Here is a 22,209-nt window from a genome sequence, read left to right as displayed (position 1 = left end):
CGGCGCAGGTCGAGCTCGCACATGTCCACGCCCTCGTAGCGGAACAGCAGGCCGCCGCAGACGGGCCGGACGCCCGAGGGCAGCGTCAGCGTTCCGCATAGGTGACCGTGCTCGCGGAGGGGCCGGAGCGCGAAGGACTCTTGCCCTTTGCCGCGGCCGGACCTACCTTCCATTGATGATCCTCAGTGCAGAGCCGGGTCACGACCCGCCTCGGGGCGTTGGCTCCGGCCACCTGCGCCCCGAGGACCTCGGCGGCATCGCCTACCTGCGCGGGCTGTCGAGACGGGGCTTCCTCACCGGCGCCGCGTTGGCGGCGTCCGGGGTGTCGGCCGCCTTCGTCCTGCTGCCCGACTCCGCTCGGGCCGCCGGCAGCTACCTGCGGCCCTGCGGCGATGTGCGGATATCGAGCTCGTGGCAGGACCACCGGAACCGGACGCCGCCCTCGGGGGAGCCGGGCACCGACTACGCGGTCGGCACCGACACTCCCGTCCGGGCCGCGGCGACCGGCACGATCCGCCTGGTGAAGACCGACACCTCCACGGCGACCGGGCGCGTCGTGGGGATGGCCCACGACGACGGCAACTACACCCGGCATCTGCACCTGTCGACGATCGCCGTCTCCCCCGGCCAACGCGTGTCGCGCGGCCAGACGATCGCCTACTCCGGCGCCTCGGCCAACGGCAGCGACTCCGGTGTCGGACCGCACGTGCACACCAGTCTCTGGCTGAACACCGGCAGCCCGACGAACTTCGGCGCGACGGTGGATTTCGAGAACCACGTCGGCGACGCCGCCAACCCGAGTTCCCCCGACCAGGAGGTAGATGACGTGTTCATCGCGAATGTGCGAGGCAACTGGTACCTCGTCGTCCCCCAGGGCACCGCCAAGCCACGGGCAGTGGTCCTCGGTGGCGACAGCAACGCCGCCGCCTCCGGCCTTCCCGTCCTGAACTTCACCTGGGATCCGTCGATCAACGCGCTGCGGGCGGCGGTCGACGGCATCGGCTGACGCCGCCCGGCACGTCACGGAAGCCACCGCCCTACCGCACCCGACCCGTCGGGAGGCCCGCAGCAGCCGCTGCCGCATGTCAGAATGCCCCCAAACCTGGAGCAGAGCTGCAGAACGGGCGAGCCGATGACGACAGGCAGGGCGGCCGAGCTGCTGCGCAGACCCGGAGGTCCGCAGCGGGCCACATTCCTGGAACTCTTCTTCGACCTGGTGTTCGTGCTCGCGCTCGCCCTGCTCTCCCGCAGCCTGGCCGAGGATCTCGGATGGAGCGGCGCCTTCCGGGCACTGGTGCTGTTGGGCGCCATGTGGTGGGTCTGGTCGAGCACCGCGTGGCTGACCGACCGGACCGACCCGCAACGACCGGTCATCCAGGCGCTGGTCATCACGACCATGGTCGGCAGCCTGGTCATGGCGGCCGCGGTCCCCGAGGCGTTCGGCGACACCGGCCTGATCTTCGCGGGCGCCTACGTCGCCGTCCAGCTCAGCCGCGGGATCGTCCTCACCGCCGTTCTGCGCGGCCACGAGCTGCAACGCAACGCCATGCGCGGGCTGTTCTGGTACGGCCTGTCGGCGCTGCCGTGGATCGCGGGGGCGCTGGTGCACGGTACGGCGCGGGGCGCGCTGTGGGCACTCGCGGTGGTCCTCGACCACACGGCCGGCAGAATCGGCTTCCCCACCCCCGGCGCGGGGCGTATCCCCGGCCGTGACCTCGTCATCTCCGGCGAGCACCTGTCCGAGCGCTACCGGCAGTTCTTCATCATCGCTCTCGGCGAACTGATCCTGGTCACCGGACTGGCGCTGAACGGCAGCGGCTTCGCACCCGCCGGGGCTGCCGCGTTCGCCGTGTCGATCACCACCACCGTGCTGCTGTGGCGGATCTACATCTACCGCGCCGGCGAGGTCCTGGCGGAGGCGATCGTCGCGTCCGCCGACCCGGTCCGCCTCGCCCGGTCGGCGTCCTACACCCACCTGACCATGGTGGCCGGCGTGGTCGTCACCGCCGTCGGCGGCGAACTCGTCATCGCGCATCCGCTGGGACACACTCCACCGGCCTGGATCGCCGTCCTCCTCGGCGGACCCGCGCTGTACCTGGCCGGGCGCGCCCGCTTCGAACACGCGGTGTTCGGCCGGGTGTCCCGGTCCCGACCGATCGGCGTGCTCGCGCTGGCCGTCCTGGCGCCGGCGATGCTCCTCGTGCCGCCGGTCGTGGTCGCGGCCGCCGCCGCCGTCGTGCTGACCGGGATCGCCCTGTCCGACGCGCACCGTGCCCGCGGACTACCACCCGAGCCGCCGTCACCGCCGGACTAGCCATCGGCGTCGGATACGGCGCTTCGGCCGCTCGTCGCGGAGGCGGCGCGTCGCTACGCCAACAGTGGATGGCCGGGTGGAAGCACCCGCAAAGGCGTGGGAGCGGAGAGATTCGAACTCACTCAGCGCGAACGCACCGGCTTTACAGGCCGGCCCACCTCACCGTCGGTGGCGCGCTCCCTCGGCCGAAGGCCGGTGCCCGCGGAAGGTGTCGAACCTCCGACCCCCTGGATGTGAACCAGGTGCTCTTCCGTTGAGCTACGCGGGCGTACCCCTCCATCGCTCCGGCGACTGGACTCGAACCAGTACCTGTACGGATCAACAATCCGCTGCCCTACCGTTTGGGCGACGCCGGAATGGTCGCGCGTGCGGGACTCGAACCCGCTTCACCAGCGTGAAAGGCTGGGGGCCTACCCATGACCGAACGCGCGTCCGTGTGCCCCGAGCTGGTGTCGAACCAGCGGCCTTCGGCTTGTCGAGCCGACGCTCCCCCGCTGAGCTACCGGGGCGAGGCGGGATTCGAAACCCGCGATGTCGGGCCCACGACCGACAGCTGGGGCGGCCTGGACCACGACTTCGTGCCTCCGGGGAATTCCGACATCCCGACCCGCCGGTTAAGAGCCGGCTGCTCTTCCTCTGAGCTACGGAGGCGTGCGGTGAGGGAGGGAGTCGAACCCCAGAGGCCTCGTCTCGATGCGTGCCCCCGGCGCGATTCGAACGCGCGACCCCTGGATTCGTAATCCAGTGCTCTGTCCGCTGAGCCACGGGGGCATGGTGTCGTCGGGCGGGCTCGAACCGCCGACCCCCTCCTCATCAGGGAAGCGCTCTGACCAGCTGAGCTACGACGACCTGGCGGCTCGGCCACCTCTCCGTGCGCGCCCCGTGCCGGGATCGAACCGGCGACCCTCCGCTCGACAGGCGGATGCTCTCCCACTGAGCCAACGGGACCTGGTGGAGTCGGGCGGAGTCGAACCGCCGGCCTCTTCGGTGCGAACGAAGCGCTGCTACCACCTGAGCTACGACCCCATGCGTACCCGGAGCGCGATTCGAACGCGCACTGTCCCCGTCCTGAACGGGGTGCCTCCTGCCGTTGGGCTACCCGGGCATGTACTGCGTGCCGACGCCCGGCCTCGAACCGGGGGCCTCTCCGTCATGAGCGGAGCGCTTTGGCCAGCTGAGCTACGTCGGCGTGGTGCCCTCGGCGCGAGTCGAACGCGCACTGGCGACGTCCTCAACGTCGGGCCTCTGCCGTTGGGCTACGAGGGCGTGGCGCTCCCGGGCCAGGATTCGAACCCAGCTCTCCGCATCCAGAGTGCGGCGTCTTGCCGACTAGACGACCCGGGAAGGGTGGCCGGCGGGTCGCGGTCCCGCCGGCCGGTTTCGGCGCTGCTTTCTGCGAGCGGCCGGCGGGCATCGAACCCGCTTTTTCGGTTTGGAAGACCGACGTGTCCGCCGAGTTCACCACGACCGCGTGGCATGTTCTGCGTAGGCCGTACGGGACTCGAACCCGTAACCGTCCGGCTGAGAACCGGATGAGCTGCCAATTGCTCCAACGGCCCGTGAAAGCACCCTCCCCGGTTGCCGGGAGGGCTTCCGATCGTGGAGAAGAGGGGAATCGAACCCCTGACCTCCGCCCTGCCGAGGCGGCGCTCTACCAGCTGAGCTACAACCCCATGGTCCGGGACCAGCGAGTCGAACGCTGTTTCTCCCGCTCCCGAAGCGGGCGGGTTACCGTCTCCCTCGTCCCGGAGGGTATTGCCCCCGGCCGGCCCGTGCGGGCGCCGGTCGGGGTCTTTCCATGCCATCCACTGTGGAGTTGAGAACCAACGACGCCTCCGGCCGCGGCCGGGACGAAAGCAGGGGCGACAGGATTCGAACCTGCGGCCTTCGGTTTTGGAGACCGGTGCTCTACCAGTTGAGCTACGCCCCTATGCGGTTGCCCGGGTAACGAAAAAGCCGCCCTGTCCCGGTCGGGGTGGGCGGCTTGTCAGCTTTCGCTGGCGCTATTCGCGCCGCCACCCCGGCTTCCAGTTCTGCTCGCTCGCGCACAGATCGTGGGCTCGCCCGATCGCACGCAGCACGACACCGCCGCGCGGCATGAGCCGCGTGGTTTCGGTGGAGGCGTACTGCTGCACGGGGAACTCCCTGGTTCGATCCGGTTGACCTTGCCGTTTTACGGTAAGGCCGACGTCCGCGGAAGGCAAAGGATATTCCGGAGCGATGCTCATCAACCTCGTGGGGCGTGCGACGCTCGGTCCAGGGCGATGGCCAGGCGGCGTCTCCATGCCTCGGCGTCGCTGGTGACATCGGGATACTCGTCGACGAAGTTGTCCCAGTCGACGTCCCAGGCGAGCACGGAATCGGCCGTGAAGTCGTCGGCTTCGGCCCCGAGTTCCGGCCGCAACAGGTCGCGTACGAGTTCGAGGTCCACTGCGGTGTGCTCGGCGAGCAGCACGGCGTCGTAGAGATCCTTTCCCTGCGGGTACATGTCGGTGGCGAGCCACATGAGTTTCCACGCCAACGACATCTCGGCACTCGCCGCCCTCAGGGGGCGGTCGACGCCGTCGAGCCGGATCGTGGTGGGTTGCAGGGGAAGGTGTTCGTTGAAGACGAAGTCGACCTGCACTGATGCGGTCAGGCCGGCGTCGGTGACGCACGGGAGGACCAGGCGTCGTCCGTCGGCGCGTTCGTAGGTCCAGATGTCGCTCGTCTGCACGTGGTCCGGGTCGAGGCCGGCGCCCGGCCGGGCACGCAGGGCGGCAAGGATGCCGGCGAGCATGGCCTCGGCCTCGACGCTCTGGGCGCTCATCGAGGGTGGGGTCACCACGAAGTCGACGTCGCCCGGCTCCCGGGCGGCGGGTCCGAACCATGCGGACATCGTGACGCTGCCCCGCAGGACCAGGTGGGCCGCCCACGGTGTGTCAGCGATGACGTTGAGCATGTGTCGCATCGCGGTACGACGGGCGGCGTACCACCGTCGACCCGCATCGGGATCGGTGAAGACCGGTTCGCCCGCGCGGTAGGCGTTGCCGTACTGCTTCAGGGCGGGGTCGAACGCGGCCCGTTGCCGTAGGCCGGGCCGGACCGGCAACGGCTGGTAGGTGTCGGGATAGCCAGGGGTGCCGGCGGGCGCCGAGCGCATCCTCTCTTCCCTGGCCAGATGCGATGCGCTTGGCCGGGACTGCGTCAGCCAGCCGGCGTCGAGTTCGGTCCGGTCGTCGAACACGACGTACTCCTGCTCGACGGCGAGCACTTCCCAGCCGGAGCCCCGCAGGGCCGCGATGAGAGCATCCAACCGGGCCCGGGCGCTGTCCCGCCCGATCCGGTGGCACCGCTGGGTGACGAACCGCTCCTGACGTCCGTCGTCGCGTGCGCGGCGGGCGTTGCGGGACAGCCGCGCGCCGTGCTGCTCGGCCACCGCGGTCACTGCCACCAACGTAGGAACGCCTGCGGGAAGCAGTAGCTTGACGTGGTGTTCGAAATACCGCTCAGCGGGCTGCGCGAGCGCCTGCTCGTCGGTGACCGGAACGCCGGCGGACCACGGGGCGGCCTCGATCTTCGTCCGCACGATGTGCAGACCGGCTGCCCGCAGCCGTGTCCTCCACCGCTCGGCGGCATCACGCTGCTGGTGCAGAGAACCCGAGCCCACGAGAGTGATCATCGGCTGGGACGCGACGCGGCCCCGGTCCAGCAGGACATGCGTGTACTTCAGCCCGTGGTGCTCGGCGAAGTCCGCCAGCTTGCCGGCGTCTCCCTCGTAGGCGGTGAGGTGGACCTCGAAGTCCCCACTGACGTCGCTGGTGAGACCCGGTTCGGACACGCCGTCACGGTACGCGCACGCCTGCCGTGGCGGCCATCAGGATCCACCCGATCGGGTCGTCAGCGGCGGACCCGGTAGCGCAGGTGAAGCACCCGGCTGCCCTGGACCACCTCGTCCGGCCCTTCCAACAGGTGCTGCGCGTCGACCGACCCGAAGAAGCGTTTACCCGACCCGAACACGACGGGTACGACGTCCATGCGTACCTCGTCGACCAGGCCCGCGGCCAGCACCTGTCCACCGACGTCACCGGCGGCGACCTCGACCGTGCGCTCCCCCGCCAGCTCCTGCGCCTTGGCCACGGCCGCCTCCACGCCGTCGACGAAGTGGAACGGCGCGTCGGGGTCCCAGCCCTCGGGCGCCGGCCGGTGCGTCACGACGACCACGTGGTCGATCCCGCCCGGAGGCTTCCCGTCCCAGCCGTCCGTCAGGTCGAAGACGTGCCGGCCGACGACCGTCACCCCGATCCGGTCCCAGTACGGCCGGGTGTAGTCGTAGGACGTCTGGGACACCGTCAGCCCGCCGCCGGCGTCCAACGGGACGTCACCACTGGTCAGCCACTCGAACAGCGGCCCGGGCTGGTCGTTCTCGTCCGCGACGAAGCCGTCGACCGACACCGAGCTGTACATGACCACTGTGCCCACGGGGGTCTCCTCTGCTCGGGGACGGACGCCTCAAACTAACGTGTCGTGGGCTGCCGCTCTTGTAGGAAATCAATCGGCCGGCAGCGGCCAGCCGTCCAGCACGTGACCGGGATGTTCGCGCAGGAACCGCCGCCGGACCTCGACGTACCGGGTCGGCGTGAGCCCGGTGAACGCCCGGAACTCGTGGCCGAAGTGGGCCTGGTCGAAGTAGCCGGCGCGACCGGCGAGGTCGCCCCAGTCGACCGGTTCGGCGGGGTCGATCGAGAACACGGCGGTGGCGAAACGGTGGGCGCGGGCCAGCCGCTTCGGCGTGACGCCGACGAGGTGCTTGAACCGCTGCGCCAGATGGGTGCTGCTGACCCCGGCTGCCACGCTCAGGTCGCCGATGGCGACCGCTCCGCCGGCCGCCGCGATGACGCCGCTCGTCCGGCTTACCAGCCCCAGCCCGGCGGTTTCGCCCAGCCGTCGCGTCAGCTCCTCCTCGAGCAGCGTCAGCATCTGCTGCGGCCCGGCCGCCGTGGCCAGCCGGTCTCGCAGTTCCGCGACGGCGGGCCGGCCCCAGACCTGCTCGATCGTCACCGGCCGGTCGCACAGCTCGACGGCGGGCATCGGCAGGAACGGCGCCAACCCCCACGGCTTGACGTGCGCGCCGACGGATCGGGTCCGCGGTGGGTAGCTGAACTCCAGCGCCCGGGTGGGCGTGGTGACCACGCAGCCGTCGGCGTACTCGGCCGTGTCGATGTCGGCGCCGGCGCGGATGCGGAACGGCGCCCCGAGGTTGACGATGAGCAAAGCCGCCGGCATCGGCGGCAGCGTCAGCCGGGCGTACGGCGGCGCACCCTCCAGGTAGTAGAGGTCGTCGATCAGCTCGTCCAGCGGCGGTCGCGGCACTCGGGACACGTACTCCACGCCCACAGCATCGCCGACATCGCGCGCCGTGGCGGTCCAGCCGCGCCGCCGCCGGGGCACGTCGTCGGGGGCCGCGTTCGGTGGTTCACGCCTCGGCGAGGGTGACCCGGACGGCGAGCAGGTCCCCGGCGGCGTCGCGATCGACCTGGACCGGGAAGACCCCGTCACCCCAGCTGGTCATCGCGAACAGGATCTGCGCGTCGCCGAGGGTCAGGGTCCCGCTCTCCGTGTCGCTGGCCCGCACCTGGCGCATCACCTCCCAGTGGTGCGAGTGCGGCCGGAAGTCCACCGCCAGCTTGCGACCGGGCTCGGCGTCGCGCCAGGCCTGCACGGTCGTCGCCCGCCGCAGGGCCGAGCGCAGCGGCAGGTCCGTCCAGCCGTAGCTCCCCTCGTCACCCGGTGCGGCCAGCGGTTCGGCGGTGAACTCCCGGGCCGCCGTCGGGGCGTCGACACCCCAGAACGCGACGTCGGCGAGACCGTCCAACGGCTCCTCGTGGCGCCACGACGCGAGTGCGTCGGCGTCGGCGAAGGCCAGCCGAGCCGCGTCGACACCCACCATGCCTGCGTCGACCGTGGTGGCGACGGGCGCGTCACGGACCCGGACGATGATCTGGGACCAGCCGTCCCACGGCCCGTCGGACCGTTCCGCCCGCACCGGGACGGTCCCGGCGGGAAGACCGTCCACCGCCACCGCGGGCATCCCGAAGACCCGGAAACCCGGTTGGCGTTCCTCCGCGCACCGCCGCGCCCGCTCCCGGTGCGGCACCTGCTGGTGCGCGCGCTCCACCGCAGCCGTCCACCCGTGCTCCCGGCAGTGATCGCCGAACCGTTGCGCCCACCCGTCGCCGTGTGAGGCGGGAATGTCGTAGTGGTACCGCCCGGGCCGTACCGGGAACGACGCCCCCGCCGGCTCGGCGTCCGCGCCGACCACCGCGTAGTCGGCGGACCCGGCGACCTCAGCGAGCAGGTCCGGATCCTCGAATCCCAGACCGCGCGGGTCGAGCTCGTTCGGCGGTCTGCTTCCCGACCACATGCCCAGCATGCCGCCGTCGATGATGACGAGTTGGCCGGACGGGCACCGAACCTCGCCGAGCGTGACGATCTCTCCCATGGCGCGGCAGTCTATGCAGCCGCCGGCACGAGCAGGGGCGACTGAGCGCGCTACTCGCCGACCGGCCCACCGGCGAGCTCGGCTACGACGTCGAGGTGCCCGAGGTGACGGGCGTACTCCTGCACGAGGTGGAACAACACGCGTTCCAACGTCGCCGGCGCCGCGCCGTCCCACCTCGGACCGGGAGCCCCCACCGTCGTCAGGTCGTTGCTCGCGACCACGGCGGCGGTGCGCGCTCCCTGGGCACGGAGCGACGCCGTCAGGCTGTCGCGTGTCTCGTCGGGCGCCACGTACCACCGGTCCCCGCGCCGGTCGCCCCAGGGTTCGGCGATCTGGTTGCCCTCGAATCCCCACTCGATCCAGCGAAGCTCGACGTAGCGCAGGTGTTTGAGCAGTTCGAGGGGGGTCCACCCGGAGGGAAGCCGGCTGCGCCGCACCTCGTCGTCGGGTAGGGCGTACACCTTGGACAGGAGGGTCTCCCGGAAGAAGTCCAGGTATCCCAGGAAGACCTCGTCGCGTCCCGATGCGGGAGTCGTCGGTGAGGGGAAGGGCAACGCCATGTCGCCATTGTCCGCCTGCCGCGCCTCCGGTGTCGGCGGGGCCGTAGATGATCACGCTCGTGGCGGCTTCTGCTGGTGTCAGACAAGCCGCTGGATGCGTACTCTCGGCCGCTCGTTGCGGAGGTGGCCGTGCTTGTGCTGGCGTACCTGCTCGTCCCAGACCTCCTGGTCGTAGTCCGGGTCCGGCGGGATCCACCGGTGCGAGCCGTCGCTGTAGTGGAACCGCTCGTCGCCGGCCCGCAGGATGCTCACCGCAGCCACCCCAGGAAGCGGCGGTGCAGCAGCCCGGCCGGCACCCAGTGCAGGTCCTCCGCCGCCCGGGCCAACTGCGCACCCATGTACAACGCCAGCGACACCCGCGCGCCCGCGAACTCCGCCCGCAGCTCCCGCCGCCGCGTCTCGCACGGCCAGGGAGCCGCGCACCCACCACAACTCCACACCGGCAGCACCGGACCGTGGGTGCTCACCCGCGACCTGCGAGCAGGGTCGCGGTGAGCAACCGCGCCTGCCGGCTGGTCATCTCCAGGTCCCGCAGGTGTACGCGCAGGATGCGCTGCTCCTGACCCCTCACCGCTCCTCCCCCGGCCAGTGCGCGGCACCGATCGGAACGCGGTGCCGGACCCGGCACGGCAGTTCGGCGCCACAGCGGCACACCCACCGCCACCGCCGCCACGACCACGCCGGCCGATGCCGCCGCGCGAGAGTCAACGCCGTTGCCGAGAGGTACTCGTCGTACGAGACGCGCCGCACGTAGCCTCCCCGTCGTCACGAGGGCGGCCCTCCGTCCTCGAAGCTGAGAGGGACGCGGCGACCAGGCGACACCCGCACCGCCCGCCGCATCCCGTGAGCAGCAAGCTACGGTGTGTGGCGGGGCGGAACGGGTAGGGTTCGTACCCCTGTGTCAGGACAGGAGCCCGACCTTTACTGCGAGGTCGCGGGCCTCGTCGCGGGTGGGGCGCGGGCCGTCGAGCAGGTCCACGGTGATTTGGCGGGCGTACCCGTTGAAGCGAATCGTCTCCGGGGCCGACTCGTACGCCCGCCGCAGCGTCGCGACGGCCGTCTCCCGGTCGCCCTTGCCGTAGTGCGCCCGCGCGATTTCGATGAGGTGGCGAGCCCGTCGCGGCCGTGACGGGATGGCCGACGAGTCATGGCGGCGGGCCTGCCGCACCGCCTCGCCTGACTTCTGCAGCTCCACCGCGACCGTCACCGCGTGAGCGCCCATGATGACCCGGGAGAACGAGGTCTGCGGCTGGTAGAACTCCTGCGGCAGGCGTTGCGCCACGCCGTCGGCGCGATCCCAGTACCGCCAGGCCCGACCCTCCTCGCCGGCACGGGCGGCGGTGTAGGCCGCCTCGAAGTTCAGCGCCCCCCACAGAGCCAGCAGGTTCGTGTTCCCGTCGGCGATGCGCGGCTCCAGGGCCGACAGGACGTCCAGCGTCACCGCCGTCGCGGTGTCCCAGTCCCCGGCGTCCCGATGCACCTGGCACAGGAACCACCCCGCGACAGCCAACGCCTCCGGGTCGCCGGACTCCTGCGCCGCCACCATCGACCGGTCCGCGACCCGCCACAGCAACTCGGCAGCGGGCTGGTAGGCGAGGAACATCTGCGTCAGCCCGAATGTCTCCGCCACCAGGGCCTGCGCCTGCCGACGCTCTTCCCCCTCGTACGCCAGGGCGGCGCGCTGCACGTCGCGCAGCAGCCCCGGCAGCAACCCGCCCAGCACCGTACGGTGATCGGACGCCTGGTGGCGGGCCCGCCATGCCGTCGCAAGCCGGTCCCGCAGGCTCGTCAACGACTCCGCGGACGTCTCGCCGGAGAGCACGAAGCGGTTCACCGCGTCCCGAACGGAGGCCAACGCCGGATGCTCCGGCCCGTTGACCACGGCGGACCGGTCGCTCAACTCACCGGCCAGCACCGACACCTCGACCTTCAGGGCGCGCGCAATGCGATCCAGCATGTGGATGCGAGGCGGCAGGATGCGATCGGTCTCCACCGCCTTGACCCACTCGGCGCTGCGGCCCACCAGGCCGCCGAGCACCGCGCGGGTCTTCCCGGACCGCTCCCGGTAGACCTTCAACCGCTGCCCGAAGGTCAGTTCCGGCATGGATTCCATCCTGAACCTCCTCGTGGCGCGGACGCGCCATCGGCACCTGGGCGCCGTCCACCAACGCTACCGAGCAGCCCGTGCTCCCATAACCCCTCACACGCCGTCGCGGGCGTCCGATCCGGTCAGCTCGGCCGGCGCTCGACGCCGTATCCGTCCGCCATCGGAGCGCGACGCCTCGACTTACAGGTCCATCGCGCACCCGGACCCGGCGGCCGGTGTCCGGCTGCACCGTCTCTCGCTCCAGCGACATGCCCAGCTAGACCATCACCCGCGCGGACGCCTCGTTGCCGACGACGTGAATGCTGACCAGTCGCCGCACGTCCAGCTCGGCACGCGTGTGGGCGACCACGGCCCGAGCGGCCTGCGTGGCCAGGCCCCGGCGCACGCGGCAGTCTGGTCGGTGCCGGCGATGGCGGCTCCCCCCACTGTGACCGGACCACCGATTCGCGGGCGGGCCGACCGGCCGGTGTCAGTGGCGCCTATGGGGGGCGTCGATGATGTCGGGGCGCAGCAGATGGCCGAACCCGGCGCGGTCGAGGCGGCCGACCAGGCCGTCACGGTCGGTGCGCAGCGCGGCGGCGGAGGCGTCCAGGTCCCAGTCGGTCGCGGCGAGCTGGGACAGCAGATGTCCCCAGCGGGTCTGCGCGGCCGACAGGCGGAACGTCTTGAGGTAGGCCGTCCGGCCGTCCTCGTCGGTGATGGTCTCGCCGATGTGGTTCTCGGCGTCCGGGTGGAAGGCGGGCAGGAACCGGGACAGGGTGAACCGGCCCATCCGGCGTACCGGGGTGACGGTTTGACCCTCCGCGTTCAGCAGCCCGTCGCCCATGACCGCGTGCTGGGTTGCGCGAGGCGCACCGGCTGACCGGTGAACGCATCGCCCTGCTGCCGGAGTTGTCGCGTGACGACCCGTCCGCCGGTGTGGAGATCGTGGACGCCGTGCACATGGCGGCGACCTGGGCGATCGCCGCCGGGGATCTGCCGACCGCGCTGGTCGCCGCCGAACGCATCCACCAGGACGACCTGGTCAGCAACCATCCTTACGCCTCGGCGAGCAAGCTGATCCCGGCTCTCGTGTTGACGGGGCAGTTCAACGAGGCGCTGCGGCACAGCGAGGCGATGTGGGCGGGTTGGTGTCGGGCGGGCCGCCCGCCCGCCCCCTGGCTGTGGCTCGCCGTCCTGACCACCGCGCTCGCGTGCGGCCTGCTCGGCGACGGTGAGCGCTTCGGCCGGTGGCGGGCTCGGGCATTGGAGGTGACCGGCCTCGCCGCCCCCGAGCAGGTGCCGAACTTCGTCGCGTTCCGGGCCTTCGTGGACGCCCGGGTAGCCGTGCACACGCCGAGGCCACACGATGCCACGACGCTGGTCGAGCGCGTCTTCGGCAACGACTCGCTGGGCCGGTACGGGCCGTACGCCCGCGCTGCCGTGGCCGAACTCGCGGTGGTCGCCGGGCTGCCCGACGCGGCCGACCGCCTCGCCGAGGCCGCGCCGGCCGGCGCCGAGAACGACTGGGCCGCGGCCTGCCTGCGGCGGACCGCCGGCCGGCTGCACCAGGACGAGGACGCGCTCGCCGCCGCCGTCCGGGACTGGGAACGCATCGACGCCAGGTTCGAACGCGCCTGCACCCTGGTGCTGTTGCCCGGGCGGGCAGCCGACGGACGGGCGGAACTGGTCGAACTGACCCGGCGGTGACGGCCGTACGCCGTTCTCCGCGTCGAGCGGATCCGCGTCTACGGTGGCCGACACCCCGTTCAGCGCCGGAAGGGCTGGGTCAATCAGCCGCAGGGCGCCTCGTACGGCAGCCCCGGCACGTACGTCGACCACTCAGCCCGGCTGATGCGGTCACCGATCCCGTCGCACAGGCCCGGGGCGACCCGGTCGGCGTCGAGGTCCCACAGGTTGGTGGTCATGCCCGAGGTCACCACGGCGAGGGTGGCGCCGTCGGGGCTGAACCCGACGTTGTCGGCTGACGTCCCGGCCCCCACGCCGTACTGGAAGGTCGGGGTGCTGGCGTCGGTGAAGTCCCAGACCGCCAACCATTCCGGACTGGAGTATGGCTGCCCGGAGTAGTCGGGGAAGGCGACCGTCCGACCGTCCGGGCTGATCGCCAACCGGTTGGGGTTGCTGCCCGTCCTGCGGAGCGTGCTCCGCGGTTCGTCACCCAGGCCGTCCCTGCTCACCGGCCAGGCGCGCAGCGTACCCATGCCGTCCCCGACGAGGAGCAGGCGCCCGTCCGGGCGGAACACCCCGTTGGAGATCGAGGAGCCGGCGGTGAGCATCAGCCGGTCCCGGGGGGCGGGACGGCGGGAGTCGGCGAGGTCCCACAGCGTCGCCGACTCCGAGGCGAATGTGGCGAGCCACCGTCCGTCCGGGGCGAAGGCGAGGTTCCACGCCTCGACGGGCAGCACCGCGTACCGGTGGGGACGACGAGGGTCCGAGATGTCGTAAAGCTTCACCGTCGGCGGAGGTGTGCCCTTGGGCCGGTATTCCGAGTTGTCGGCGACCGCCAGTGTGCGCCCGTCCGGGCTGACGGCGAGGGCGATCGCTCCCAGGCTGAGACCGCCCACCTCGGACAGCGACACCTCCAGGTCGTCGGTGCGGCGCAGCCGGACCCGCAGGCCCTCGTCCGCCGGCTCGGCGACGGCCAGGAGCGTCCCGTCGGGACTGAACGTGACGCCGCTCACGGCGCCGAAGCCCCGGGGGTCGTTGGTGGCCCGGCGGATTCGTGGCGTGCGCCGGTCGGTGAGGTCCCACACCTGGGTGCCCACTCCGGCGATCGCCAGCAGGGGCGGGCCGACCGGGTTGAATGCCAGGTTGACGCCGAAGCCGTATGGGGCCAGCGGCATGCTGGCAAGGGCACCCGGCCGCCAGACGTTGGCCGTCGACCACAACTCGACCCCGTTGGCACCCGCGTGCAGGACCTTGTCCGACCGGCTGAGATAGGCCACCGACTGCCCCTTGTGTCCGATCAGCCGTGCGGCGTCGACGAGCTCGCCATCGACGTTCTTGGCCGGGTCGGGCTCGATGAACCGCCAGAGCTGCACCTCACCTCCGCAGCCGACGGCCAGCATCGCGGCGTCCGCGCGGAAGGCCAGTCCCTTGATGTCGCCGCAGATGAACCGCGTTCTGCTCTCGGTGACGGGTCGGGGCCTACGGGCGTCGTCCAACGCCCACACCCGGATCTGCTCCCGGCCGCTGCCGCAGCAGATCATGGCCAGATAGCGGCCGGTCCCGTCGAAGGCGAGCCGGTCCCGCCACTCCGGGCCGGCACCGAACGTCCGTTCGGACGGGACCCGGTCGAGGGGAGTGCCGGCGAGCGTGGTCAACGGGCGCACCCGAGCCGGGTCGGTCAGGTCCCACAGCGTCACCCTGCCGTCGCCGGTGACGGTGGCGAGCAACCGTCCGTTCGGCGCGAACGCCGCCGACTCGATCCAGGTCTTGTGCTTCGGAAAGCCCGGCAGCGGGCGCGGCGCCTCGGCGGCGCGGACGTCCCAGGCCCGGATCGTGCCCGCCGAGGTGCCGACCACGAGGATCTGCGCGTCGGGACTGAAGGCCACCGTGTTGACCGGTTCGTCGGCCAAGGGCAGCACGGCCGCCGGCCGCGTCCGGGTCGGGCCGTCCACGACCCAGAGCCGGACCTGGTGGCCGTCGCCGGTGTCCGGGTCGCGATCGTCCTCCGGCCGGACGGCGGCAGCGAGAAGGTTACCGCTGCGGGTCAGGGCGATCGGGCCGCTGCGGACGTCGGGAATGGCGCCTCGCCCGCCGGAGCGCAGGTCGCGCAGGGCGATGGCGTTGCCGGTGCTGATGGCGAGCAACCGCTCGCCGGCATCCACGGCAAGGTCGACAGCGGGCGCGCCGGCGTTGTAGACGCCGGGCAGTTGTTGTGCCGTGAAGACGGCCGCGGCGCCGACCCGCGGGTCCACGCGGTGGGCGACCAGACCGAGTTGCCGGGCAAGGCCGGGCTGGCTGCTGCGCAACGCTTCCACCTCGGTGGTCAACAGCCGGGCCAGCGCCACGTCGCGTTCCCGTACCGCCTGCCGTTGAAAGGTGAGGGCTCCGATGCCACCAGTGGTGGTGAGCAGCAGCAACACCACCAGGGTCGCCAGGACCGCTCGGACGCGCCGGGCGCGGCGGCGCTCCTGCCGTTCGGCGGCGGCGAGGAAGTCTGCGGACTCCGGCTCCAGGCTCGGCAGCAGGCCGGTACCGGCCGCCCGATCGCGCACCCCGGCCAGCTGGTTGCCCCGGTAGAGCAGCGACGGGTCCCGGCCGCCGCCCACCCAGCGGGCCGCATCAGCGGCGAGCTGCTGGCTGGTGCGGAGCCAGTCCCGGTCGGCGTCGATCCACCGGCCGAGCAGCGGCCAGGCGTGCAGCAGGGCCTCGTGGCTGAGCCGTACGGTGTCCCGGTCGACGGTGACCAGCCGGGCCCGGGTGAGTTGGTCGAGGGCTCGCTGGGCGGCCTGTTCGTCAGATGCGGCGCGGAGCAGGACGACGCGGTCGGTGGGCCGGGCGGTGTCCGCCGTCTCGTCACCGACCTGGACCAGGCGGGGCAGCATCCGCCGCGCGGCTGCCTGCGCGGCGGGGTCGAGCTGTGCGTACGTCTCGTCGGCGGTGCTGGCGACCGCCTGGGCGATACCTCCGGTCGCTCGGTAGCCGACGACGGTCATCCTGCTTCCCGACCGCCGCCGCCAGGTAGCCCAGAGGGCATGCGCGAGCAGCGGCAGGGCCCCTGCCGGAGGGCGGGCGAAACCCCCGGCGCCCAGCTCGTGCAGCATGAGGTCGGCGAGTCCGTCGTCCTGGATCAGCCCGACGGCGGCGGCGGGCCGCTCGATCGCCGCGCGCAACTCGTCGGTGCTCATGGGTTCCACCAGGAACTGGTTCTCGCGCAGCGCGGCCGCGAGGTGCGGATGTTCGGCCGCACGGCCGTAGAAGTCGGCGCGCAGGGCGAGCACCACTAGAGAGTGGACCGCGAGGGCAGCGAGCGCCCCCAGGAAGACGTGCTGCTCGGTCTCGTCGGGGCAGAGGGTGAAGAGTTCCTCGAGTTGGTCGACGACGACGACGAGCCGTGCGCCTGGCCGGTCGGCGAGCAGGTCGACGGCCAGCTCGGCGGCCTGCGCCGGGTCGGCCCGGAGCCGTTCCGCCGTTCCGGTGCTGCCGGCGGCGCCGAGGCGGGCGACCAGCCGCTCCACGGGTTGGTCACCGGGGGTGAGGACGATCGACGGCCAGGAGGCGGCCTGACGCAGTGGTGGCGCGCCGGTGTGCAGTGCGGCGAGCAGTCCGGCATGCAGCAGCGAGGTCTTACCCGTGCCGGAGGCGCCGACGAGCACAAGCGGCTGGCATTCGTCCACCGACTCGGCCGCGGCCGTCAGCAACCGGGCGGTCGCCTCCTCACGACCGTAGAAGAGCGGGGCCTCGTCTACGGAGAACGCCTCCAGGCTGGGATACGGGCAGGGTCCGGCCGCCGGCGGTTCCTCCTCCCGCGCCACCGTCTCGGGTTGCGCCACGTTGGCGGCGATGAGCAGGTCACCGGAGCGGCCGGCCGCCTGCCGCTGGGGCAGTGGCGCCTGTCGTGCCCGCAGCGTGCGAAACAGGTAGTCGTAGACGTCGTCAAGGCGCAGCTGCGCCGGTCCCCGCGGGTCTCCCTGGTCGAGCAGTTCCATCAGGGCGCCGCTGAAGGTCGTGTAGGTGGCGTCCGCCGGCGCGAGGGCGAGCCTCTCGGCCGAGGTCATCAGGTAGACACCCTGGGCTGCGGGCATCGTGAACGTCGGCGCCTGTGCCGGCCGGCTGCCGTGTACGTCCGCACGGCCGGAGAAGCAACAGTCGAGTACCACTACCACCGAGGTGGCCGCGCAGTCCGTCACCACCTCGCGGATCGCGCCCACCGGCAGCGCCTGGTGGGCGGTCAGGCCGGGGGTCAGTCGGTCGGTGTCGGTCGCCGCCAGGTGCAACTCCCCGTGGGGACCGATCAGGCCGTGCCCCACGTAGTAGATCACCAGGACCGTGGTGGCGGCTGATGCCGTCTCGGCGATGGCGGTGGCCATGGCGTAGGAGGTCGGCGGGTCCAGAACCATGCGGACGAGCTCGGGCTGCACGCCGCAGCGTGTGACCAGGCTGTCCCGCAGCGCCGGCAGGGTGCGGGCCACGGCGGGCACCGAGTTCAACAGGGGCCCGCGATGGGTGGCGGTGCCGAGCAGCAGGACCCGAACGCCGTCACCGGTCAGGTCTGTCACCGGTGTGTTTCATGGGCATCGATGGTCGACACCTGGGCCCGACTCTCCGGGGCACGCTCGTCGAGCAGCGCCGTCAAGGCCTCGAACTGGGCACGCAGTGCGACGCCGTCGAGACTGCGGACCCGCGTCGCGGACAGCTCGACGGACGAGCCGTCCGATCTGGTCAGCTTGACGGTGACGTCGCTGCGTCGCTCACGGAGCCACGACAACAGGCTGCCGGCGACGACCGTGGCGACACCGCCGGGTGCGAGGATCAACACCAACGCCTCGATCAGGGAGCCCAGGGTGCCGGGCACCGGTGGACGCTCGACAGCGTCCACCCTCCCCCGCAGCTCGCCCTCGGCTCGAAGCCAGTGCTGCAAAGACCGTAGCTCGTCGTCGACGGCCTGCCCAGACAGACCGACCACTTCCACCCGCATGCGCCAGCACCCCCGCCGTCAGGCACCCGGACATCCGAGATCCTACCGTGACGCCTCAGCTACCAGAAGTACGCGAGCGGCGGGAACCCGGTCGAATCGACGCGCATGCAGGGTCCCGCATTGACTCGGGACCGGGAAGGCGCAAGCCTATGGAAGCGCTCCCATCGTCGAGCTTCTATTCGCGTGAGGGAAGGAATGCTCGTGCGTCCCACCACCGCACTGCTCCCGGTCGTGCTGGCCACGGCCCTCGGCGGCCTGGCCCTGCCGGAACCCGCCCTGGCCGCGGCCGGCCCGGCGCTGGCCGTCGACACCACCGCCGACCGGCACCCGATCAGTCCGTACGTCTACGGCATGAACTTCGCCGACGAGGCCCTCGCCCGGGAGCTGCGGCTGCCGGTGCACCGGTACGGCGGCAACGCCACCACGCGCTACAACTTCCGCAACGACACCACCAACCGGGCCTCGGACTGGTACTTCGAGAACATCCCGAACGACAACCCGAGTCCGGCCGATCTGCCGAAGGGCTCGGAGACCGACCGGTTCGTGCAGCGGAACAAGGCCACCGGCGCCGCCACGGTCATGACGGTGCCGATGCTCGGGTGGATCGCCAAGGACCGGGCGAAGGCGTGCGGCTTCAGCGTGGCCACGTACGGTCCGCAGCAGTCCACCGACCCGTGGGCGCCGGACTGCGGCAACGGCAGGAAGCCCGACGGGAGCCTGGTCACCGGCAACGACCCGGAGGACACCAGCGTCGCGGTCGGTCCGGAGTACGCGACCGACTTCGTCAACCACCTCAAGGGGCAGTTCGGCGCCGCCGCCGACGGCGGCGTCCAGTTCTACAACCTGGACAACGAGCCGGACCTGTGGCACTCCACCCACCGCGACGTCCGCCCGACGGGCCTGGGCTACGACGAGCTGCGTGACCGCACCTACGCGTACGCCGCCGCGATCAAGGCCGCCGACCCCGGCGCGAAGACGCTCGGTCCCGTCGGCTGGGGCCTGAACTCGATCTTCTACTCGGGGCTGGACCAGGACACCTGCTCGCGCACCGGATGCTGGTCGAACCCGCCGGACAGGGCCGCGCACGGCGGCCAGGACCTCGGCCCGTGGTACCTGGACCGGATGCGCGAGTACGAGCAGCAGCACGGCACCCGGGTCCTCGACTACTTCGACGTGCACCTCTACCCGCAGCAGTCGGGTGTGTTCGGTGACGCGGCGGGCGACGCCGACACCCAGGCGCTGCGGCTGCGCTCGACCCGCCAGCTCTGGGATCCGACGTACACCGACGAGAGCTGGATCAACCAGCCGGTCCGCTTCATCCCCCGGATGCGGGAACTGGTCGACCAGCACTACCCGGGCACGAAGATCGCGATGACCGAGTACAACTGGGGCGGCCACGGGTCGCTCAACGGCGCGCTCGCCCAGGCCGACGTGCTCGGCATCTTCGGCCGCGAAGGGCTCGACCTGGCCACCCTCTGGACCGCGCCCGAGGCCGACCAGCCGGTGGCCAACGCCTTCCGCATCTACCGCGACTACGACGGCAAGGGCGGCGCGTTCGGTGAGACCTCCGTCAGGGCGACCAGCTCCGACCAGGGCAAGCTGGCCGTGTACGCCGCCGAGCGCACCGCCGACAAGGCGCTGACCCTGGTCGTGGTCAACAAGACCGGCGACGACCTCACCAGCCCGCTCACGCTCACCGGTGTCTCCGCCGACACCGTCCAGGTCTACCGCTACAGCGAGGCGAACCTCGCGGGCGTCGTCCGGGAGGCCGACCAGCCGGTGACCGCCGGCGGCCTCACCGGCACCTTCCCGGCCAACTCGATCACCCACCTGGTGCTGCCGCGCGGTACCACGCCCGGCGACACCACGGCGCCGACCGCCCCCGGCAGGCCGACCGCCGGCACGGTCACCGCCGACAGCGTCGCCCTGACCTGGACGCCGTCCACCGACGACACCGGCGTGACCGGCTACGACGTGCACCGGGTTGACGCCACCGGCACGGTGAAGGTGGGCAGCGCCACCGGCACCTCGTACACCGTGGGCGGGTTGACCCCGGACACCTCGTACACCTTCGCGGTCACCGCGCGTGACGCGGCGGGCAACGTCTCGACGGCCTCGCCCGGCCTGACCGTGCGGACCGCGCCCACCGCCCCGACCGGCCGCTGCGCGGTCGGCTGGACGGCGAACAGCTGGCCCGGCGGCTTCACCGCCACGGTCACCATCAAGAACACCGGCACCACCGCCATCGACGGCTGGAAACTCGCGTTCGACTTCCCCACCGCCGGCCAGAAGATCGGCCAGGGCTGGTCGGCCACCTGGAAGCAGGACGGGACCAGCGTCACCGCGGAGAGCATGACCTGGAACGGCAGGCTCGCCCCCGGCGCCACCACCAGTATCGGCGTCAACGGCACGTGGAGCGGCACCAATCCGGCGCCGTCCGCCTTCACCCTCAACGGTCAGCGCTGCGGCTGACCTGAGGCGACTCTGCTCCGCCGGCCGGACCGGCGGAGCAGAGTCGGACAGGTCCAGCTCCCCGGCCGCGAGTGCGCCGGGAGCGGCCGGCGGAGATCGGCATCGACTACTGCGTCCACGATCGCGTGAACCGCGTTAGCGCCGCTCACGGCCGGGGTAGGACAGGTCAATGACGACCGACCAGGCGAAGCAGGAGCTGCGGGAGCTGATCGAGGAGCGCGTGGCGGCAGTGGCGCGCCGCGATGCCGAGGCGCTTGCCGCCCAGCAGGCCGCGGACGTGCTGGCCTTCAACGTCCTGCCCCCGCTGCGACTACGGGGCGCCGACCAGGTGGCACCCCAGACCCGGGGGTGGTTCGACGCATACGCCAGCGGCCCGGGCTACGAGGTCCGGGACCTCCAGGTCGACGCCGACGGCGACCTCGGCTACTGCGCCTTCCTCTACCACGTCACCGGACGGTTGCGGTCGGGCATGGACGTCTCCATGTGGGTACGCGCCACGCTCGTGTGCCGCAGGCGCGACGGGCGGTGGGTCGTCGTCCACGACCACGAGTCGATTCCGTGGGACCCGGAGACAGGCCAGGGTTTGTCCGGCCTCGATCCCGACGCGTGACGACGCGACCGGCGCCCTGTCATCGGCACAACCGCCAGGTCGCGGTGGAGACCCATCAGACCTGTACACCACGCCCGGCCAGCCGGGTGGGCACGGGCCGGTGCGACACGCGGTCCGGCACTATCGTGACCCGATGACGACCGACAGGTGGACGAGGTGGCTGTTGGCGCGGCGAGACGGCGGCGACGCCAGCCTGCGCGCCCGGCACGCCACCGACCTCGCCGGGTTCCGCGACGGCGTTCTGGACCGGGCCGACCTGAAGCCCGACGACGTCCTCCTCGACGTCGGATGTGGGACCGGACTGATCGGGTTCGGCGCGCTCGACCGTCTCGGTCCGGACGGCCGGGTCATCTTCAGCGACGTCTCGCCGGACCTGCTCGACCAGTGCCGAGGGACCGCCGACGGCGATGAGCGGTGCAGCTTCGTCCAAGCCCCGGCCGAGGACCTCGCCGACATCGCCGACGCCTCCGTCGACGTCGTCACCACCCGGTCGGTGCTCATCTACTCCGGCCGTAAGGCCACCGCGTTCGCGGAATTCTTCCGAGTGCTGCGCCCGGGCGGAAGGCTCTCCCTCTTCGAGCCGATCAACCGCTTCGCGCTTGAGCACCGCCCGGAGGATCTGTTCGGCTGGGGTGGCACGCCGGTCGACGACCTGGTGGCCAAGGTCAGCGACATCTACCGGGGCCGGACCGAAGCGGCCGAGCGGCCGATGGTCGACTTCGACGAACGCGACCTCGTCGTCTGGGCGCAGGCCGCGGGTTTCGAGGCGATCGACCTGGAATACCGCGCCCAGCTCGACGTACCCGCCGAGCCGATCAGCGACTGGGAGGCGCTCAAGCGGACGGCCCCCAACCCCCTGGCCCCCACGTACGGCGAGGCCATTGCCGCCGCGCTGACCGGCGACGAGCACGAGCGCCTCGACGCGTGCATGACCGCCCTGGCGGCGGCCGGCACGCCGACGCGGCGCACGGCGGCCACGGCGTTCCTCCGCGCACGGCGTCCCGACCGGAACCGCTGAGACA

19 protein-coding genes and 18 tRNA genes are annotated in these 22,209 nt (G+C 71.7%); 6 read left to right on the top strand and 31 right to left on the bottom strand.

Going from position 1 to position 22,209, the window contains the following annotated elements; all coding sequences use genetic code 11:
• The first annotated feature begins 175 nt into the window (after positions 1–175).
• Entirely contained in the window at positions 176–1,006 is an 831-nt protein-coding gene (locus tag O7600_RS28205; RefSeq protein ID WP_281591386.1) for a M23 family metallopeptidase, read from the top strand.
• 126 nt (positions 1,007–1,132) lie between these two features.
• Complete coding sequence (locus O7600_RS28200; protein WP_281591385.1) at positions 1,133–2,314, top strand: low temperature requirement protein A; 1,182 nt, start codon at positions 1,133–1,135, stop codon at positions 2,312–2,314.
• Positions 2,315–2,411: 97 nt separating this feature from the next.
• Here the strand turns inward: O7600_RS28200 and O7600_RS28195 are convergent.
• From O7600_RS28195 to O7600_RS28055, 29 genes are all read right to left on the bottom strand, one after another.
• Positions 2,412–2,495, bottom strand: a tRNA-Tyr gene (locus tag O7600_RS28195).
• A 15-nt stretch (positions 2,496–2,510) separates the two neighbouring features.
• Positions 2,511–2,582 (bottom strand) — tRNA-Val (locus O7600_RS28190).
• A 14-nt stretch (positions 2,583–2,596) separates the two neighbouring features.
• A tRNA-Asn gene (locus tag O7600_RS28185) sits at positions 2,597–2,670 on the bottom strand.
• 1 nt (position 2,671) lies between these two features.
• Positions 2,672–2,745, bottom strand: a tRNA-Glu gene (locus O7600_RS28180).
• Between the two features lie 6 nt (positions 2,746–2,751).
• Positions 2,752–2,823: transfer RNA gene (locus O7600_RS28175), tRNA-Val, on the bottom strand.
• A gap of 70 nt (positions 2,824–2,893) precedes the next feature.
• Positions 2,894–2,965: transfer RNA gene (locus O7600_RS28170), tRNA-Lys, on the bottom strand.
• A 47-nt stretch (positions 2,966–3,012) separates the two neighbouring features.
• Positions 3,013–3,085, bottom strand: a tRNA-Arg gene (locus tag O7600_RS28165).
• A 1-nt stretch (position 3,086) separates the two neighbouring features.
• A tRNA-Ile gene (locus tag O7600_RS28160) sits at positions 3,087–3,163 on the bottom strand.
• A gap of 27 nt (positions 3,164–3,190) precedes the next feature.
• Positions 3,191–3,262 (bottom strand) — tRNA-Asp (locus O7600_RS28155).
• A 1-nt stretch (position 3,263) separates the two neighbouring features.
• Positions 3,264–3,340, bottom strand: a tRNA-Ala gene (locus O7600_RS28150).
• 5 nt (positions 3,341–3,345) lie between these two features.
• Positions 3,346–3,419, bottom strand: a tRNA-Leu gene (locus tag O7600_RS28145).
• A gap of 10 nt (positions 3,420–3,429) precedes the next feature.
• Positions 3,430–3,503 (bottom strand) — tRNA-Met (locus tag O7600_RS28140).
• 1 nt (position 3,504) lies between these two features.
• Positions 3,505–3,580 (bottom strand) — tRNA-Leu (locus tag O7600_RS28135).
• Positions 3,581–3,586: 6 nt separating this feature from the next.
• Positions 3,587–3,658, bottom strand: a tRNA-Gln gene (locus tag O7600_RS28130).
• 54 nt (positions 3,659–3,712) lie between these two features.
• Positions 3,713–3,785 (bottom strand) — tRNA-Gly (locus tag O7600_RS28125).
• Between the two features lie 15 nt (positions 3,786–3,800).
• Positions 3,801–3,873, bottom strand: a tRNA-Glu gene (locus O7600_RS28120).
• A 41-nt stretch (positions 3,874–3,914) separates the two neighbouring features.
• Positions 3,915–3,987, bottom strand: a tRNA-Ala gene (locus O7600_RS28115).
• Between the two features lie 184 nt (positions 3,988–4,171).
• Positions 4,172–4,244: transfer RNA gene (locus tag O7600_RS28110), tRNA-Trp, on the bottom strand.
• A gap of 73 nt (positions 4,245–4,317) precedes the next feature.
• Positions 4,318–4,449: a hypothetical protein gene (locus O7600_RS28105; protein ID WP_281591384.1), complete on the bottom strand. Its 132-nt coding sequence runs from the start codon at positions 4,447–4,449 to the stop codon at positions 4,318–4,320.
• A gap of 92 nt (positions 4,450–4,541) precedes the next feature.
• A complete protein-coding gene (locus tag O7600_RS28100) occupies positions 4,542–6,134 on the bottom strand; it encodes a nucleotidyl transferase AbiEii/AbiGii toxin family protein (protein ID WP_281591383.1) in 1,593 nt (530 codons plus the stop codon).
• Positions 6,135–6,193: 59 nt separating this feature from the next.
• Complete coding sequence (locus tag O7600_RS28095) at positions 6,194–6,775, bottom strand: dihydrofolate reductase family protein (RefSeq protein WP_281591382.1); 582 nt, start codon at positions 6,773–6,775, stop codon at positions 6,194–6,196.
• A gap of 69 nt (positions 6,776–6,844) precedes the next feature.
• Positions 6,845–7,684 (bottom strand): helix-turn-helix domain-containing protein, encoded by an 840-nt coding sequence (locus O7600_RS28090; protein WP_281591381.1) that lies wholly within the window; start codon positions 7,682–7,684, stop codon positions 6,845–6,847.
• An 85-nt stretch (positions 7,685–7,769) separates the two neighbouring features.
• Positions 7,770–8,795, bottom strand: a complete 1,026-nt coding sequence (locus tag O7600_RS28085) for a hypothetical protein (protein WP_281591380.1) — start codon at positions 8,793–8,795, stop codon at positions 7,770–7,772.
• A gap of 50 nt (positions 8,796–8,845) precedes the next feature.
• Complete coding sequence (locus O7600_RS28080) at positions 8,846–9,355, bottom strand: DUF664 domain-containing protein (RefSeq protein WP_281591379.1); 510 nt, start codon at positions 9,353–9,355, stop codon at positions 8,846–8,848.
• A 78-nt stretch (positions 9,356–9,433) separates the two neighbouring features.
• Complete coding sequence (locus O7600_RS28075; protein WP_281591378.1) at positions 9,434–9,607, bottom strand: hypothetical protein; 174 nt, start codon at positions 9,605–9,607, stop codon at positions 9,434–9,436.
• Positions 9,604–9,822 (bottom strand): hypothetical protein, encoded by a 219-nt coding sequence (locus O7600_RS28070; RefSeq protein ID WP_174526179.1) that lies wholly within the window; start codon positions 9,820–9,822, stop codon positions 9,604–9,606. Before O7600_RS28070 ends, O7600_RS28075 begins: the two co-directional genes overlap by 4 nt.
• Before the next feature lie 434 nt (positions 9,823–10,256).
• Positions 10,257–11,468, bottom strand: a complete 1,212-nt coding sequence (locus O7600_RS28065) for a helix-turn-helix transcriptional regulator (RefSeq protein WP_281591377.1) — start codon at positions 11,466–11,468, stop codon at positions 10,257–10,259.
• 250 nt (positions 11,469–11,718) lie between these two features.
• Positions 11,719–11,847, bottom strand: a complete 129-nt coding sequence (locus tag O7600_RS28060) for a GNAT family N-acetyltransferase (protein ID WP_281591376.1) — start codon at positions 11,845–11,847, stop codon at positions 11,719–11,721.
• 84 nt (positions 11,848–11,931) lie between these two features.
• Positions 11,932–12,288: a hypothetical protein gene (locus O7600_RS28055; protein WP_281591375.1), complete on the bottom strand. Its 357-nt coding sequence runs from the start codon at positions 12,286–12,288 to the stop codon at positions 11,932–11,934.
• 14 nt (positions 12,289–12,302) lie between these two features.
• Between O7600_RS28055 and O7600_RS28050 the strand changes: the two genes are divergently transcribed.
• On the top strand, positions 12,303–13,151 hold the full coding sequence (locus tag O7600_RS28050) for a hypothetical protein (protein ID WP_281591374.1): 849 nt from the start codon (positions 12,303–12,305) through the stop codon (positions 13,149–13,151).
• A gap of 83 nt (positions 13,152–13,234) precedes the next feature.
• Here O7600_RS28050 and O7600_RS28045 read toward each other — a convergent pair whose 3' ends face one another.
• Together O7600_RS28045 and O7600_RS28040 are read right to left on the bottom strand one after the other, a co-directional pair.
• The gene (locus O7600_RS28045; RefSeq protein WP_281591373.1) at positions 13,235–17,686 is read right to left on the bottom strand and encodes a hypothetical protein; all 4,452 of its coding nucleotides are present in this window, start codon (positions 17,684–17,686) and stop codon (positions 13,235–13,237) included.
• Entirely contained in the window at positions 17,683–18,105 is a 423-nt protein-coding gene (locus O7600_RS28040) for a hypothetical protein (protein WP_281591372.1), read from the bottom strand. Before O7600_RS28040 ends, O7600_RS28045 begins: the two co-directional genes overlap by 4 nt.
• Positions 18,106–18,306: 201 nt before the next feature.
• On the opposite strand from O7600_RS28040, the gene O7600_RS28035 reads away from it, so the two are divergent.
• The 3 genes from O7600_RS28035 to O7600_RS28025 all read left to right on the top strand — a co-directional run bounded on the left by O7600_RS28035 (position 18,307) and on the right by O7600_RS28025 (position 22,205).
• Complete coding sequence (locus O7600_RS28035) at positions 18,307–20,577, top strand: glycoside hydrolase family 44 protein (RefSeq protein WP_281591371.1); 2,271 nt, start codon at positions 18,307–18,309, stop codon at positions 20,575–20,577.
• Positions 20,578–20,746: 169 nt separating this feature from the next.
• Positions 20,747–21,187: an SgcJ/EcaC family oxidoreductase gene (locus tag O7600_RS28030; protein ID WP_281591370.1), complete on the top strand. Its 441-nt coding sequence runs from the start codon at positions 20,747–20,749 to the stop codon at positions 21,185–21,187.
• Between the two features lie 133 nt (positions 21,188–21,320).
• On the top strand, positions 21,321–22,205 hold the full coding sequence (locus O7600_RS28025; protein WP_281591369.1) for a methyltransferase domain-containing protein: 885 nt from the start codon (positions 21,321–21,323) through the stop codon (positions 22,203–22,205).
• The last annotated feature ends 4 nt before the right edge of the window (positions 22,206–22,209 follow it).

Origin of the sequence: Micromonospora sp. WMMA1998 (assembly GCF_027497375.1) — a bacterium.
GTDB classification, from domain to species: Bacteria; Actinomycetota; Actinomycetes; order Mycobacteriales; family Micromonosporaceae; genus Micromonospora; species Micromonospora sediminicola.
The sequence above is the reverse complement of the archived record's forward strand: the minus strand, read 5'-3'. Positions and strand labels throughout refer to the sequence as shown.